Source organism: Sphingomonas taxi (genome assembly GCF_000764535.1).
Lineage (GTDB): Bacteria > Pseudomonadota > Alphaproteobacteria > Sphingomonadales > Sphingomonadaceae > Sphingomonas > Sphingomonas taxi.
Genome location: NZ_CP009571.1, coordinates 2,654,390 through 2,666,431 on the forward strand (window position 1 = coordinate 2,654,390; position 12,042 = coordinate 2,666,431).

Below are 12,042 nucleotides of genomic sequence, written 5' to 3' on the forward strand. Positions count from 1 at the left end.
ACCATGAGCGAAGCAACCATTCCCCCGGGCACACAGGCCCCGGTCTTCTACGAGACCGACGAACATCATCACGACGCCGGCGGCAGCACGATGCTGGGCTTCTGGCTGTACCTGATGAGCGACTGCCTGATCTTCGCCATGCTGTTCGCGGCCTATGGCGTCTACGGCGGCAGCTATGCCGGCGGCCCGCAGCCGCACGAGATCTTCGAGCTGCCACTGGTGGCGCTCAACACCTCGATGCTGCTGCTGTCGTCGATCACCTACGGCTTCGCCATGCTGGCGATGAACGACGGCAAGGTCCGCGCCGTGCAGGGCTGGCTGGCGATCACCGGCCTGTTCGGCCTCGCCTTCCTCTGCATCGAGCTCTACGAATTCTCGACGCTGATCCACGAAGGCGCCGGGCCGCAGCGCAGCGCCTTCCTGTCGTCCTTCTTCACCCTCGTCGGCACGCACGGGCTGCACGTCACCTTCGGCATCATCTGGCTGGTGACGCTGATGGTGCAGGTCGGCCGCAAGGGCCTGATCGCCGCCAACCAGCGTCGTCTGCAATGCCTGTCGCTGTTCTGGCACTTCCTCGACGTGATCTGGATCGGCGTCTTCACCTTCGTCTATTTGCTGGGAGTGCTGCGATGAGCGCGGACACGCATCACGGTCACGACGCGCACGATAACGCGCACGGCCACGGTCATTCGTCCGAAGGCGCGCACGGCAGCCGCAAGGATTATCTGATCGGCTTCATCCTGTCGGTGATCCTCACCGCCATTCCGTTCGGGCTGGTGATGAGCGGCGTCATCGCCGACGCGCGGATCACCGCGGGTATCGTCATGGTGTTCGCGCTGGTGCAGATCGTCGTCCACATGATCTATTTCCTGCACATGAACTCCAAGTCGGAGAATGGCTGGACGTTGATGGCGCTGATCTTCACGATCATCGTCCTGACGATCTGTCTCGCCGGCTCGCTCTGGGTCATGTATCATATGAACACGAACATGATGCCCAGCATGGACGCGGGCGCGATGTGAGCACCACCGCGTCCCGCCGGAGATGGGCGACCGGCGTCATGCTGGTCGTCATCGCGCTGCTGATCGGCCTCGGCATCTGGCAGCTCGAACGGCGGACGTGGAAGCTCGCGCTGATCGCGCATACCGAGCGCCAGCTCGCCAGCCCGCCGGTTCCGGCGCCGGGGCCGGCGGACTGGCCCGTCCTCGGCACCGGCGACGCCTATCGACCGGTCGTCGCGACCGGTCACTACCGGACCGGCGCCGACACCTATGTGCAGGCCGTGACCGAACTCGGCGGCGGCTTCTGGGTACTCACCCCTTTCGACACCGACCGCGGTTTCGCGCTGCTGATCAACCGCGGTTTCGTCCCCGGCGAGCAGCGCAGCCGCGTCGCCCCCTCCCCCGCGCCGCAGACGGTGCGCGGCCTGCTCCGCCTCACCGAGCCGGGCGGCGGCTTCCTCCGCAGCAACGACCCCGCCGCCGACCGCTGGTATTCGCGCGACGTCGCCGGAATCGCCGCGGCCAAGCACCTCGGCCGGGTGGCCCCCTATTTCATCGATGCCAGTGAACCGAAGAGCGGCTGGCCGCGTGGCGGCCTTACCGTCGTCCGCTTCCACAACAGTCATCTGGTCTATGCGCTGACCTGGTTCGGGCTGGCGGCACTGGTCGCGCTGATGGCGTGGCGGGTCCGCCGCCCGCGCTGACCCGCGTCAGTCGTCCAGCTTCGCGCCGTCGACGATCCGCTCCGCGCGTTCGCGCTCGGCTACGTCGGCGGCACGCTCGGCTTTCGTGCGGCCGAATTTGGCGCGATTGGCTTCGGCGGTCCGCGTCGCGGCAGCACGATCGCGCGCCTTGCGCGCCAGACGCAGGTTGATGATCTCGGCCATGGGGAGCCTCATATCAGTCCTCCCCCGCCAGGGGGAGGTGGCACGGCGAAGCCGGGACGTAGGGGGAGGTAAGGGTGGGAGCTTTGTAATGAAGCTCCCTCCCTTACCTGCCCCTCCACCATTCGACTGACGCCGAACGGTCCCCCTCCCCCTTGCGGGGGAGGACTTACTCGGCCGCCCGCGCTTCCGCCGCGCGCTTCACCACGCACCAGTGCTTCCATTCGTCGCGCGCATCCGCCAGCGCGCGATGCGCCGGCACGTCGCGGTCGCGCACCTCGGCGAGCGTCACCACCTCCGCCACCGCACGCCCGAGCAGCTCCGCCGGCACGACGTCGCGCAGGATCGCCGTCGCCGTATCGCGCTGCGCGTCCTCGGTATCGCGCAACCGCAGCGCGTGGCGCGGCAGCTTCGCCGCACGCAGCAGCGCGCTCAGCCATTTGCCGTCCCACGACGGCGCGCTCGCGAACAGGTCGTGCCCGGTCAGCGTCTCGATCATCCGCCGCGCGACGACGTCGTGCGGAGTCCCCTCTGCCTCCAGCCGCGCGCGCGGGATGTGGTGGATCGCCTCGGCCGCCGCGTCCCAGTCGGTCCATTGCGCCGCCGGCCGGATCAGATGGCTTTCCTCGCGCCCGTCCTCGAACACCCAGGCGACCTCGATCGGATAGCTCAGCTTGGCGAGCGACGAGGCTTCGAAATCGAGGAATACGAGCATGATCCGCCAACGCCTAAGCAGGCCGAAGGGGTGCGTCTAGCCGCCCTGCCCCGATCGCCGCCAAGCGCCGCGCGCCAATCGCCCGACCAGCGCCGGCAGTCTGGGCCGCAGCAGCAACCAGTCGCGGATCGCCGGCCCCTTGTCGGCGCCGATCACCTGTTTGTAGCCGCTGTCGCCCGCACCCCAATCGACGCGGGTGACGCCCCGCCCCAGCGCCTCGACGAGATTGCGGTAATAGAGCAACTTGCCCGGCGAATGTTTCGCGTAAGCGGGGTCGTAGCTGTTCGCGATCGCATATTTGAGGTCGCCCGCATCGATGTCGAACGAGAAAGCTGCGGGCGTGCCGTCGATCGTCAGCAACGCCGCGCGCAACATGCCGGCGATCACCGGATCCGCCGAGGCCGCACGCCAGAAGGCACCGTGGCCGGTGGTGGTGAACTTCGCGTCGGAGCCATCGGTGCGCGCCGCGATCCAGCTTACCGCCTCGATCTGCGCGAGTGCGTCGAACGCCGCCGGCCAGTCCGCGCCGCTGACGAAGCGCCAGTCCGTCACGCCGTGGCTGGCGAGATGCTTCTCATGGAAGCGGTTCTTGCGCAGCGTCGAGCCGCGCGGCCATCCCTCCGTCTGCAACGCCGCCATGTCGAGCAGCCAGCTGTCGGCGACGAACCGGTCGAGCACCGCCCAGCCGCTCGCCCGCGCCGCCGCGATCAGCGGTGCCGCCGCCGCATCGCCGTCATAGACCGGGCCGATCCGCAAGCCGTTGACCGCGCCCGCCAGCGTCGCCAGCGCCGCGCGCAGCGTCGCCTCGCTTGCCCCGGCGGCGAGCGGAAAGCTGCGGAACGGCCAATAGCTGCCCGGCACCGCCGCCAATCTTGCCCAGCCCGGCCCGACACCGACGAACGGCAGCGCGCAGGTCGGCACGCCGTCCTCCTCGACCAGCAACGTCCGCGCCCGCCCGCCATAAGCGGCCAGCGCCGCGGCGAACCAGCCGTAGCGCAGGAAGCCGTGGCTCGCCGCGGCGCGCGCGGCGACGTCGTCGAGTGCCGCGGACAGCCCATCGCCGATCGTGGCGCGCGCCACCGGCGGCAGCCGCTGGAATTCGGCAAGGAGCATCGCTTCGGTCACCCCGGCGCATCTAACCGCCACGCCTTACCAATCGGTGCAGATTGCGGCGAGCCGTGCACCCTTTCGCCTCGCGCGGCGCGCCCTATGATGGGGCCATGCCAGTGTTCTTCCAGGTTTCGACGATCGCGCAGACGATCCAGCTGTCGCTCGCGCCGGTGTTCATGCTGGCGGCGATCGGCCAGATCCTCAACGTCCTCGCCGGGCGGCTCGCCCGCGTCATCGACCGCGCCCGTATCCTCGAAGAGCGCGTGCTCGGTCTGGAAACCGGCGCCGATCGTGTCCGCGACATCTGGGAATTGAAGCTGCTCGACGAGCGCATGTCGATCATCAACGCCGCGCTGTTCCTCGCGGTGTCGAGCGCGGTGATGGCCTGCGTCGTCATCGCGCTGCTGTTCATCGCCAATATCGCCAAATTCCACATCGGCACGTGGATCGCGCTCGCCTTCATCGTCGCGGTGGCGCTGCTGATCTGCTGCCTCACCGCCTTCATGTGGGAGGTGCGCGTGTCGCTGCGCGCGATCCACGTCCGCAAGGAGATCCTGTCGTGAGCCTCGCCGCCGAACGGCGTCTGTTGCAGGCGGTGGTGGCGCTCGCCTGCCTCGTGCCGCTGTCGGTCGGCGGGCAGAGCGTGCTGCACGGTCCCGGCTTCCTCGGCCATCCGCCGGTGATCCCGACCGACCTCGACAGCCATTTCCGCTATATCTCGGGCATCTTCCTCGGCGTCGGCATCGCCTTCGCCAGCTGCGTGCCGCGGATCGAGGCGACCGGGCCGCGTTTCCGCCTGCTCGGCGCGCTCGTCGTCGCGGGCGGCCTGTCGCGCGTCGTGTCGCTGGTCGCGGTCGGCGCGCCGTCGCCGGGCCATCTGTTCGGCTTCGCGATGGAATTGGGTGCGGTGCCGCTGCTGATGCTCTGGCAGGCGGCGTTCGCGCACCGCTGGCGGGCGGCGCACTGAGCCGCCCGGTCGGGCTCAGGCGTGGACGAGCGTCCCCGCGCCTTCCGACGTGAATATCTCGAGCAGCATCGCATGCGGCACGCGGCCGTCGAGGATCACCGCGGCATCCACCCCCGCTTCGACCGCGGCGACGCAGGTCTCGACCTTGGGGATCATCCCGCCCGAGATCGTGCCGTCCGCCTTGAGCGCCGCGATCCGCGCCGGATCGAGATCGGTCAGCAGCGTCTTCTGCTTGTCGAGCACCCCCGCGACGTCGGTAAGCAGGAAGAAGCGCGCCGCGCCGAGCGCCCCGGCGATCGCCCCCGCCATCGTATCGGCGTTGATATTGTAGGTCTGGCCATCGGCGCCCATCGCGATCGGCGCGATCACCGGGATGATGCCGCTCGCCGACAGCGTATCGATGATCGTCCGGTCGACCGCCACCGGCTCGCCGACGAAGCCGAGGTCGACGTGACGCTCGATCCCCTGCAACGTGTCCGGCGTCTCGCGCCCGACCTTCTGCGCGGTGACGAGATTGGCGTCCTTGCCCGAAATGCCGACCGCGCGGCCGCCGGCCTGGCCGATCCAGGCGACGATTTCCTTGTTGATCGACCCGGCGAGCACCATCTCCGCGATCCGCGCCGTCTCGGCATCGGTGACGCGCAGCCCGTCGACGAAGCGCGATTCGACACCGAGCCGCTTGAGCATCGCGCCGATCTGCGGCCCGCCGCCATGGACGACGACCGGGTTGATGCCGACCGCCTTGAGCAGCACGACATCCTCGGCAAAGTCCCGCGCCAGTTCGGGATCACCCATCGCATGGCCGCCGTATTTGACCACGAAGGTCTTGCCCGCATAGCGCTGCAGATAGGGCAGCGCGTCGGTCAGCGTCTCGGCCTTGGCGAGCAGCGCGGCGGTGGCGATGGAGTCGGTCATGCGCGCGCCTTTAGCCGCGGATCGCCCGGCTTCAAAGCCTCTGTGGCAAGTGCTTCGATGCGGGGGATATTGAGCAGGCCAATGATGGATCGTGCAAGCCTCGCCCTCTCCACACCCACTCCGTCACCCCGGACTTGTTCCGGGGTCCACCGGGCCGCAAGCGCGCGCTCAAGCCTCAAGCCCGTCTCCTCGCCGCAAAGTGGACCCCGGAACAAGTCCGGGGTGACGGGTGATGGAACCCCACGAACCGTCGTCGCCCCTACCGCCGCCCGTCCAGCCCCTCGCCGACGTCCGCCTGCGGCACATAAAGCGGCGCCACCCGCGCCTTGGCCCGCTGTTCATAGGCATAGCCCGCGCCGAGCACCGTCGCCTCGCCGCCCTTGGTGGCGATAAACGACAGTCCGACCGGCAACCCCTTGGCGAGCCCCATCGGCACGGTGAGGTTGGGATAACCCGCGATCGCCGGCAGTTCCGACGACGACGGCCCGCCATATTGATCGCCGTACACCGGATCGCTCAGCCACGCCTGCGCATAAGTCGGCTCGACCAGCAATGTCGCGCCCGCGCGGCGCAGCATGCCGTCGATCGCCTCGCTCGCCAGCCTGAGCGATTTCGCCCGCGCCGCCTTGTACGCCGGATCGCCCAGCCCCTTGGTCTGCGCCGCCGCCTCGAACGTCTCCTGCTGGAAGAAGGGCATCTCCTCGGCGGCATGCGCGCGGTTGAACGCGATGAGCTGGTCGAGCGTGCGCGCCGTCACCGCCGGCGGGGTGGTCGCCAGATAGGCGTCGAGATCGGCCTTCAGCTCGGTCTTGAGCACGGTGAATTCGGCGTCGCCGACGCCATCGAGCTTGGGCGGATCGACCGGCACCAGCACCGCGCCCGCCGCCTTGAGCACCGCGAGCGCGGCATCGAATGTCGCCGTCACCTCGACCGACAGTCCCTCCGGCCGCACCACGGCGACGCGCACCCCCGACAGCGCGCTCACCGACAGGCCGGCGGCATAATCGCGCGTCACCGCGCCGGCGGTCGCCGGATCGGCGGGATCGGCCGCGACCATCGCCGAGAACAGGATTGCCGCGTCCCGCACGCTGCGCGCCATCGGCCCCGGCGTATCCTGCGAATGGCTGATCGGCACGACATGCGTGCGGCTAACCAGCCCGATCGACGGCTTCAGCCCGACCAGCCCGTTGATCGACGACGGACAGACCACCGACCCGTCGGTCTCCGTCCCCACCGCCGCCGCGGCGAAGCTCGCCGCCACCGCCGCGCCCGATCCCGACGACGAGCCGCACGCGGTCCGGTCGAGCGCATAGGGGTTGCGCACCAGCCCGCCGGCCGCGCTCCACCCGCTCATCGCATGGCTGGAGCGGATATTGGCCCATTCGCTCAGGTTCGTCTTGCCGAGGATCACCGCGCCCGCCGCGCGCAGCGCCGCTACCACCGGCGCGTCGCGGCGCGTGACATTGTCCCTGAGCGCGAGGCTGCCCGCGGTCGTCGCCATCGGGTCGGCGGTCTCGATATTGTCCTTGATGAGCACCGGCATGCCGTGCAGCGGGCCACGGACGCGCCCCGCTTTGCGCTCGGCGTCGAGCGCCTTCGCCTGCGCCAGCGCGTCCGGGTTGACCGCGATCACGCTGCGCAGCGTCGGCCCCTTGCGATCCATCGCCGCGATCCGGTCGAGATAGGCGCGCGTCACCTCGACGCTCGATGCCTTGCCCGCGGTCATCAGCGCCTGCACCTGTTCGAGCGACACCTCTTCGACCCGCGGCGTTTTCGCCATCGCGGTCGAGGCCGACGCGGCGAGCAGAACGGCAAGAAACATCCGACGCATGGAACCCCCTGTGCTTTTCGAGCGATGCTAGGGCCGTAGCGGCGACGCGCAAGCGTTCCGCCGTACGGATATCCGCCGTTCCACCTCCACCCCTCCGCCATCTTGATCGGGATCAGGACGATGACAGCGCGCATAACGAGAATTGCCGCCGCGATCCTGGTGCTGCTGATCGTCGTCACCGGCCTCGCGGTGACGATCGTGCCGCGCTTCCTCGATCGGCTCTATTACGAAGGCCCGGCAACCGATCACTACGACGGCGCGCGCTTCTTCAATCCCGACAACGATCGCGACACGCAGGGCCTGCCCGGCGGCGGCAGCCGCGGCGGCTTTCTGTGGCGCCAGCTCACCGGCCGCGATGGCCGCCCGGTCTGGCCGGCGGGGGTCCCGGTGGCGCCATCGAAGCCCGCCGCGCGCGTCGACGGCGAGCGGATGGTGGTGACGTGGATCGGCCACGCCACCGTGCTGATCCAGACGCAGGGCCTCAATATCCTCACCGACCCGGTCTATGCCGAGCGCGCCGGCCCGCTCGGCTTCGGCCCCGCGCGCGTCGCCGCACCCGGCGTGCGGTTCGGGGATTTGCCGAAGATCGACCTCGTCCTGCTCAGCCACAATCACTACGACCATCTCGACAAGGCGACGCTGCAACGGCTGTGGCGACGCGACACGCCGGCGATAATCACCAGCCTCGGCAACGACAGCGTCGTCGGCCAGACCGGCGCGAAGGCGCTCGGGCTCGACTGGGGCGGTAGCGCGACGCTGACCGCCGCCGGGCTGAAGGACACCAGCCGCGACATCCGCTGCGATCCCGACAGCTGGTGTCCCGGCGATCGCGCGCAGGTGTTCGTGACGCGCAACCATCATTGGGGCAGCCGCTGGTTCACCGACCGCAACCGCGCGCTCTGGTCGAGCTTCGTCGTCCGCCTGCCGAGCGGCGGCAATCTGTTCTTCGCGGGCGACACCGGCTTCGGCGACGGTTTGTGGCCAGCCGAGGCGGCGGCCTATGGCCCGATCCGCTTCGCGATGATCCCGATCGGCGCCTTCCGCTTCCAGCCGGGGCAGATGTCCTCGGGCAGCCATGTCGGCCCCGCGGAGGCGGCGCTGATCCACCAGCGGCTCGGCGCGGCGCGGTCGCTGGCGATCCACTGGGGGACGTTCCGCCTGTCCTACGAAGGCTATGACACGCCGCCGAAGATGCTCGCCGCGGCGATGCGCTGCACCGGCGGCAGCGGCTTCACCGCGGAACGGCTCGGCGTGCCGTTCGAGGTGGCGCCCTACGCGACGCCGGCAGCGGGCAAGCCGATGACCCCGCCCGAGATGATGCGCTGCCTCGACACGCCGGAGATGAAGGCGCTGCCCTGACCATAATTGTCATCCCCGCGCAGGCGGGGATGACAGGTTTCCATTTTGCTCGCGTCCCAAACCTAGAAGGGAACTGGCATCAATCCACGAACGCGCGCTCGATCACATACGTCCCGGCCTTGGCGTTCGAGCCTTCCTCGAACCCCAGCCCGTCGAGCATCGCCGCGGTCTCGCGGATCATCGCCATCGACCCGCACAGCATGATCCGGTCGGTCTCGGGGTTGAGGCGTTTCGCCCCCTGCACCGGGTCGCCGAACAGCGCCGCGCTCTCGATCAGGTCGCCGATCCGCCCCGTGGTGCGGAACGGCTCGCGCGTCACCGTCGGGACATAGTGGAATTGCGTCGCCGCCTCGTCCGACACCAAAGGATCCTCGGCGAGCCGCGCCTGCAATTCGTCGTGATAGGCGAGGTCGCTGACCTGCCGCACCGAATGGACCAGGATCACCTGATCGAACATGCTGTACACGTCCGGATCGCGCGCGAGGCTGAGGAACGGCGCGAGGCCGGTGCCGGTCGAGAAGAAGAACAGCCGCTTGCCGCCGACCAGCGCATCGGTGACGAGCGTACCGGTCGGCTTCTTGCCCATATACACTTCGTCGCCCGGCTCGATCAGCTGGAGCTTCGAGGTCAGCGGTCCGTCCTCGACCTTGATCGACAGGAATTCCAGTTCCTCGGCATAATGCGGGCTGGCGATCGAATAGGCGCGCATGATCGGCTTCGCGCCCTCGCCGTCGCCGGGCAGGCCGATCATCACGAACTCGCCCGAGCGGAAGCGGAAGCTCGCCGGCCGCTCGACCGCGAAGCTGAACAGCCGGTCGTTCCAGTGGCGCACCCACAATACCTTGACGTTCGCGAACGCCTTGGTCTCGGGCAGGGTCTTGGGGGAACGGAGATCGGTCATGCGCGACGGGCTTCGGGTTGTTTGCGAAGGGATCGCATTATGAACCCCGCGCCGCCGGGTCAACCAAAGCAAAGCTTGGCCATGCCCCTGCCGGTCATTGCCGAGCCCTGGCGGCTACCCCATATCCGTTCCCGATATGGCCATCCAGATCCGCACCAGCCTCGCCGAGCCGGAAACCGGCGAAAGCTTCGTTCCGCATCGCCCCGCACGTCCCGACAAGGTCGAGGGCGGCCGGCCGTTCAAGCTGGTCAGCGAATATAGCCCGAGCGGCGACCAGCCGACCGCGATCGCCGAGCTGACCGCGACCGCGCGCGCCGGCGAGAAGGATCAGGTGCTGCTCGGCGTCACCGGCTCGGGCAAGACCTTCACCATGGCCAAGGTGATCGAGGAATTGCAGCGCCCGGCGTTGATCCTCGCTCCCAACAAGATCCTCGCAGCGCAGCTCTACGGCGAGTTCAAGAGCTTCTTCCCCGAGAACGCCGTCGAATATTTCGTCAGTTACTATGATTACTACCAGCCCGAGGCATACGTGCCGCGCTCGGACACCTATATCGAGAAGGAATCGTCGACCAACGAGTCGATCGACCGGATGCGCCATTCGGCGACGCGCTCGCTGCTTGAACGCGACGATTGCATCATCGTCGCCTCGGTGTCGTGCCTTTACGGTATCGGCTCGGTCGAAACCTATTCGGCGATGATCTTCGACCTCAAGAAGGGCGCGACCGTCGACCAGCGCGAGATCGTCCGCAAGCTCGTCGCGCTGCAATACAAGCGCAATGACGCCGCTTTCGCGCGCGGCAATTTCCGCGTGAAGGGCGACACGCTCGAGATCTTCCCGTCGCATTACGAGGACAGCGCCTGGCGCATCTCCTTCTTCGGCGACGATATCGAGGAGATCACCGAATTCGATCCGCTCACCGGCAAGAAGGTGGCGAGCCTCAACAGCGTACGCGTCTACGCCAACAGCCATTACGTCACGCCCGGCCCGACGCTCAAACAGGCGGGCGACGCGATCAAGCACGAACTCGCCGAGCGGCTCAAGGAACTCGTCGCCGAAGGCAAGTTGCTCGAAGCGCAGCGGCTGGAGCAGCGCACCAATTTCGACCTCGAAATGATCGCCGCGACGGGCAGTTGCGCGGGAATCGAGAATTACAGCCGCTTCCTCACCGGCCGCCTCCCCGGCGAGCCACCGCCCACCTTATTCGAATATCTGCCGGAAAACGCCGTCCTGTTCGTCGACGAGAGCCACCAGACGGTGCCGCAGATCGGCGCGATGGCGCGCGGCGATCACCGCCGCAAGATCACGCTCGCCGAATATGGCTTCCGCCTGCCGTCGTGCATCGACAACCGGCCGCTGCGCTTCAACGAATGGGACGCGATGCGTCCGCAGACGGTCAGCGTCTCGGCCACGCCGGGCAATTGGGAGATGGAGCAGACCGGCGGCGTCTTCGCCGAACAGGTCATCCGCCCCACCGGCCTCATCGACCCGCCCGTCGAGATCAAGCCGGTCGAGGAACAGGTGCAGGACCTGATCCAGGAATGCCACAAGACCACCGCCGCCGGCTATCGCACGCTGGTGACGACGCTGACCAAGCGCATGTCCGAGGATCTGACCGAATATATGCATGAGGCGGGGATCAAGGTCCGCTACATGCATTCGGACGTCGAGACGCTGGAGCGTATCGAACTCATCCGCGACCTCCGCCTCGGCGTCTACGACGTGTTGATCGGCATCAACCTGTTGCGCGAGGGATTGGACATCCCCGAATGCGGGCTGGTCGCGATCCTCGACGCCGACAAGGAGGGCTTCCTGCGCTCCGAGACGTCGCTGATCCAGACGATCGGTCGCGCCGCGCGCAACGTCGACGGCCGCGTCATCCTCTATGCCGACCGCATCACCGGCTCGATGGAGCGGGCGATGAATGAGACCGCGCGCCGCCGCGAGAAGCAGGAGGAATATAACCGCGAACACGGCATCACGCCGACGACGATCAAGCGCAACATCGGCGACATTATCGCGCATGTGTCGCAGGGCGACCAGGTCACGATTCCGATCGACGAGGACCGGCCGCACATGGTCGGCCACAATCTGCGCGCCTATATCGAGGATCTCGAAAAGCGGATGCGCAAGGCGGCGAGCGACCTCGAATTCGAGGAAGCCGGCCGGCTGCGCGACGAGATCCGCCAGTTGGAGAACGAGGAACTCGGCCTGCCCGTCGACGAGCAGAAGGCGCCGATCATGGGCCGCTCGAACGAGGGCAAACCCGGCACCCGCAAGACGCGCTATGGCAAGGAACAGAAGATGCGGATGGGCGGCCGGCGCGGCGGGCGGTAAGCGCCGTCCGACGGCGGTAACATT

The 12,042-nt window shown here is 68.0% G+C and carries 13 protein-coding genes; 7 read left to right on the plus strand and 6 right to left on the minus strand.

Going from position 1 to position 12,042, the window contains the following annotated elements; all coding sequences use genetic code 11:
- Nucleotides 1–3: 3 nt before the first annotated feature.
- The 3 genes from cyoC to MC45_RS12140 are packed head-to-tail and all read left to right on the plus strand — an operon-like array spanning nucleotide 4 to nucleotide 1,705.
- On the plus strand, nucleotides 4–633 hold the full coding sequence (gene cyoC, locus MC45_RS12130; RefSeq protein WP_038663515.1) for a cytochrome o ubiquinol oxidase subunit III: 630 nt from the start codon (nucleotides 4–6) through the stop codon (nucleotides 631–633).
- A complete protein-coding gene (cyoD, locus tag MC45_RS12135; protein ID WP_038663518.1) occupies nucleotides 630–1,022 on the plus strand; it encodes a cytochrome o ubiquinol oxidase subunit IV in 393 nt (130 codons plus the stop codon). Before cyoC ends, cyoD begins: the two co-directional genes overlap by 4 nt.
- 38 nt (nucleotides 1,023–1,060) lie before the next feature.
- A complete protein-coding gene (locus tag MC45_RS12140) occupies nucleotides 1,061–1,705 on the plus strand; it encodes an SURF1 family protein (RefSeq protein WP_038663521.1) in 645 nt (214 codons plus the stop codon).
- 6 nt (nucleotides 1,706–1,711) lie between these two features.
- On the opposite strand, the gene MC45_RS18945 is transcribed toward MC45_RS12140, so the two are convergent.
- The 3 genes from MC45_RS18945 to MC45_RS12150 form a co-directional block, all read right to left on the minus strand.
- Nucleotides 1,712–1,888, minus strand: a complete 177-nt coding sequence (locus tag MC45_RS18945) for a DUF4169 family protein (protein WP_081974428.1) — start codon at nucleotides 1,886–1,888, stop codon at nucleotides 1,712–1,714.
- Nucleotides 1,889–2,054: 166 nt separating this feature from the next.
- On the minus strand, nucleotides 2,055–2,600 hold the full coding sequence (locus MC45_RS12145) for a 3'-5' exonuclease (protein WP_038663523.1): 546 nt from the start codon (nucleotides 2,598–2,600) through the stop codon (nucleotides 2,055–2,057).
- A 36-nt stretch (nucleotides 2,601–2,636) separates the two neighbouring features.
- On the minus strand, nucleotides 2,637–3,725 hold the full coding sequence (locus tag MC45_RS12150; RefSeq protein WP_245640717.1) for a GNAT family N-acetyltransferase: 1,089 nt from the start codon (nucleotides 3,723–3,725) through the stop codon (nucleotides 2,637–2,639).
- A gap of 95 nt (nucleotides 3,726–3,820) precedes the next feature.
- Between MC45_RS12150 and MC45_RS12155 the strand changes: the two genes are divergently transcribed.
- Together MC45_RS12155 and MC45_RS12160 are read left to right on the plus strand one after the other, a co-directional pair.
- On the plus strand, nucleotides 3,821–4,273 hold the full coding sequence (locus tag MC45_RS12155; RefSeq protein WP_038663526.1) for a DUF2721 domain-containing protein: 453 nt from the start codon (nucleotides 3,821–3,823) through the stop codon (nucleotides 4,271–4,273).
- Nucleotides 4,270–4,677 (plus strand): DUF4345 domain-containing protein, encoded by a 408-nt coding sequence (locus MC45_RS12160; RefSeq protein ID WP_038663529.1) that lies wholly within the window; start codon nucleotides 4,270–4,272, stop codon nucleotides 4,675–4,677. The genes MC45_RS12155 and MC45_RS12160 overlap by 4 nt, the downstream gene beginning before the upstream one ends.
- 15 nt (nucleotides 4,678–4,692) lie before the next feature.
- Here the strand turns inward: MC45_RS12160 and argB are convergent, their stop codons facing one another.
- Entirely contained in the window at nucleotides 4,693–5,592 is a 900-nt protein-coding gene (argB, locus tag MC45_RS12165; protein WP_038663532.1) for an acetylglutamate kinase, read from the minus strand.
- Between the two features lie 259 nt (nucleotides 5,593–5,851).
- Entirely contained in the window at nucleotides 5,852–7,414 is a 1,563-nt protein-coding gene (locus tag MC45_RS12170) for an amidase (RefSeq protein WP_425423970.1), read from the minus strand.
- Nucleotides 7,415–7,543: 129 nt separating this feature from the next.
- On the opposite strand from MC45_RS12170, the gene MC45_RS12175 reads away from it, so the two are divergent.
- Nucleotides 7,544–8,782 (plus strand): MBL fold metallo-hydrolase, encoded by a 1,239-nt coding sequence (locus tag MC45_RS12175; protein ID WP_038663539.1) that lies wholly within the window; start codon nucleotides 7,544–7,546, stop codon nucleotides 8,780–8,782.
- Nucleotides 8,783–8,861: 79 nt separating this feature from the next.
- Here MC45_RS12175 and MC45_RS12180 read toward each other — a convergent pair whose 3' ends face one another.
- The gene (locus MC45_RS12180; protein WP_038663541.1) at nucleotides 8,862–9,683 is read right to left on the minus strand and encodes a ferredoxin--NADP reductase; all 822 of its coding nucleotides are present in this window, start codon (nucleotides 9,681–9,683) and stop codon (nucleotides 8,862–8,864) included.
- Nucleotides 9,684–9,819: 136 nt separating this feature from the next.
- On the opposite strand from MC45_RS12180, the gene uvrB reads away from it, so the two are divergent.
- Nucleotides 9,820–12,018: an excinuclease ABC subunit UvrB gene (uvrB, locus tag MC45_RS12185; protein ID WP_038663545.1), complete on the plus strand. Its 2,199-nt coding sequence runs from the start codon at nucleotides 9,820–9,822 to the stop codon at nucleotides 12,016–12,018.
- Nucleotides 12,019–12,042: the final 24 nt, after the last annotated feature.

Bases quoted from the DNA above. Each gene is read 5' to 3' on its own strand.
- cyoC (WP_038663515.1), top strand. From the start codon at position 4: ATGAGCGAAGCAACCATTCCCCCGGGCACACAGGCCCCGGTCTTCTAC.
- cyoD (WP_038663518.1), top strand. From the start codon at position 630: ATGAGCGCGGACACGCATCACGGTCACGACGCGCACGATAACGCGCAC.
- MC45_RS12140 (WP_038663521.1), top strand. From the start codon at position 1,061: ATGCTGGTCGTCATCGCGCTGCTGATCGGCCTCGGCATCTGGCAGCTC.
- MC45_RS18945 (WP_081974428.1), bottom strand. From the start codon at position 1,888: ATGGCCGAGATCATCAACCTGCGTCTGGCGCGCAAGGCGCGCGATCGT.
- MC45_RS12145 (WP_038663523.1), bottom strand. From the start codon at position 2,600: ATGCTCGTATTCCTCGATTTCGAAGCCTCGTCGCTCGCCAAGCTGAGC.
- MC45_RS12155 (WP_038663526.1), top strand. From the start codon at position 3,821: ATGCCAGTGTTCTTCCAGGTTTCGACGATCGCGCAGACGATCCAGCTG.
- argB (WP_038663532.1), bottom strand. From the start codon at position 5,592: ATGACCGACTCCATCGCCACCGCCGCGCTGCTCGCCAAGGCCGAGACG.
- MC45_RS12170 (WP_425423970.1), bottom strand. From the start codon at position 7,414: ATGTTTCTTGCCGTTCTGCTCGCCGCGTCGGCCTCGACCGCGATGGCG.
- MC45_RS12175 (WP_038663539.1), top strand. From the start codon at position 7,544: ATGACAGCGCGCATAACGAGAATTGCCGCCGCGATCCTGGTGCTGCTG.
- MC45_RS12180 (WP_038663541.1), bottom strand. From the start codon at position 9,683: ATGACCGATCTCCGTTCCCCCAAGACCCTGCCCGAGACCAAGGCGTTC.
- uvrB (WP_038663545.1), top strand. From the start codon at position 9,820: ATGGCCATCCAGATCCGCACCAGCCTCGCCGAGCCGGAAACCGGCGAA.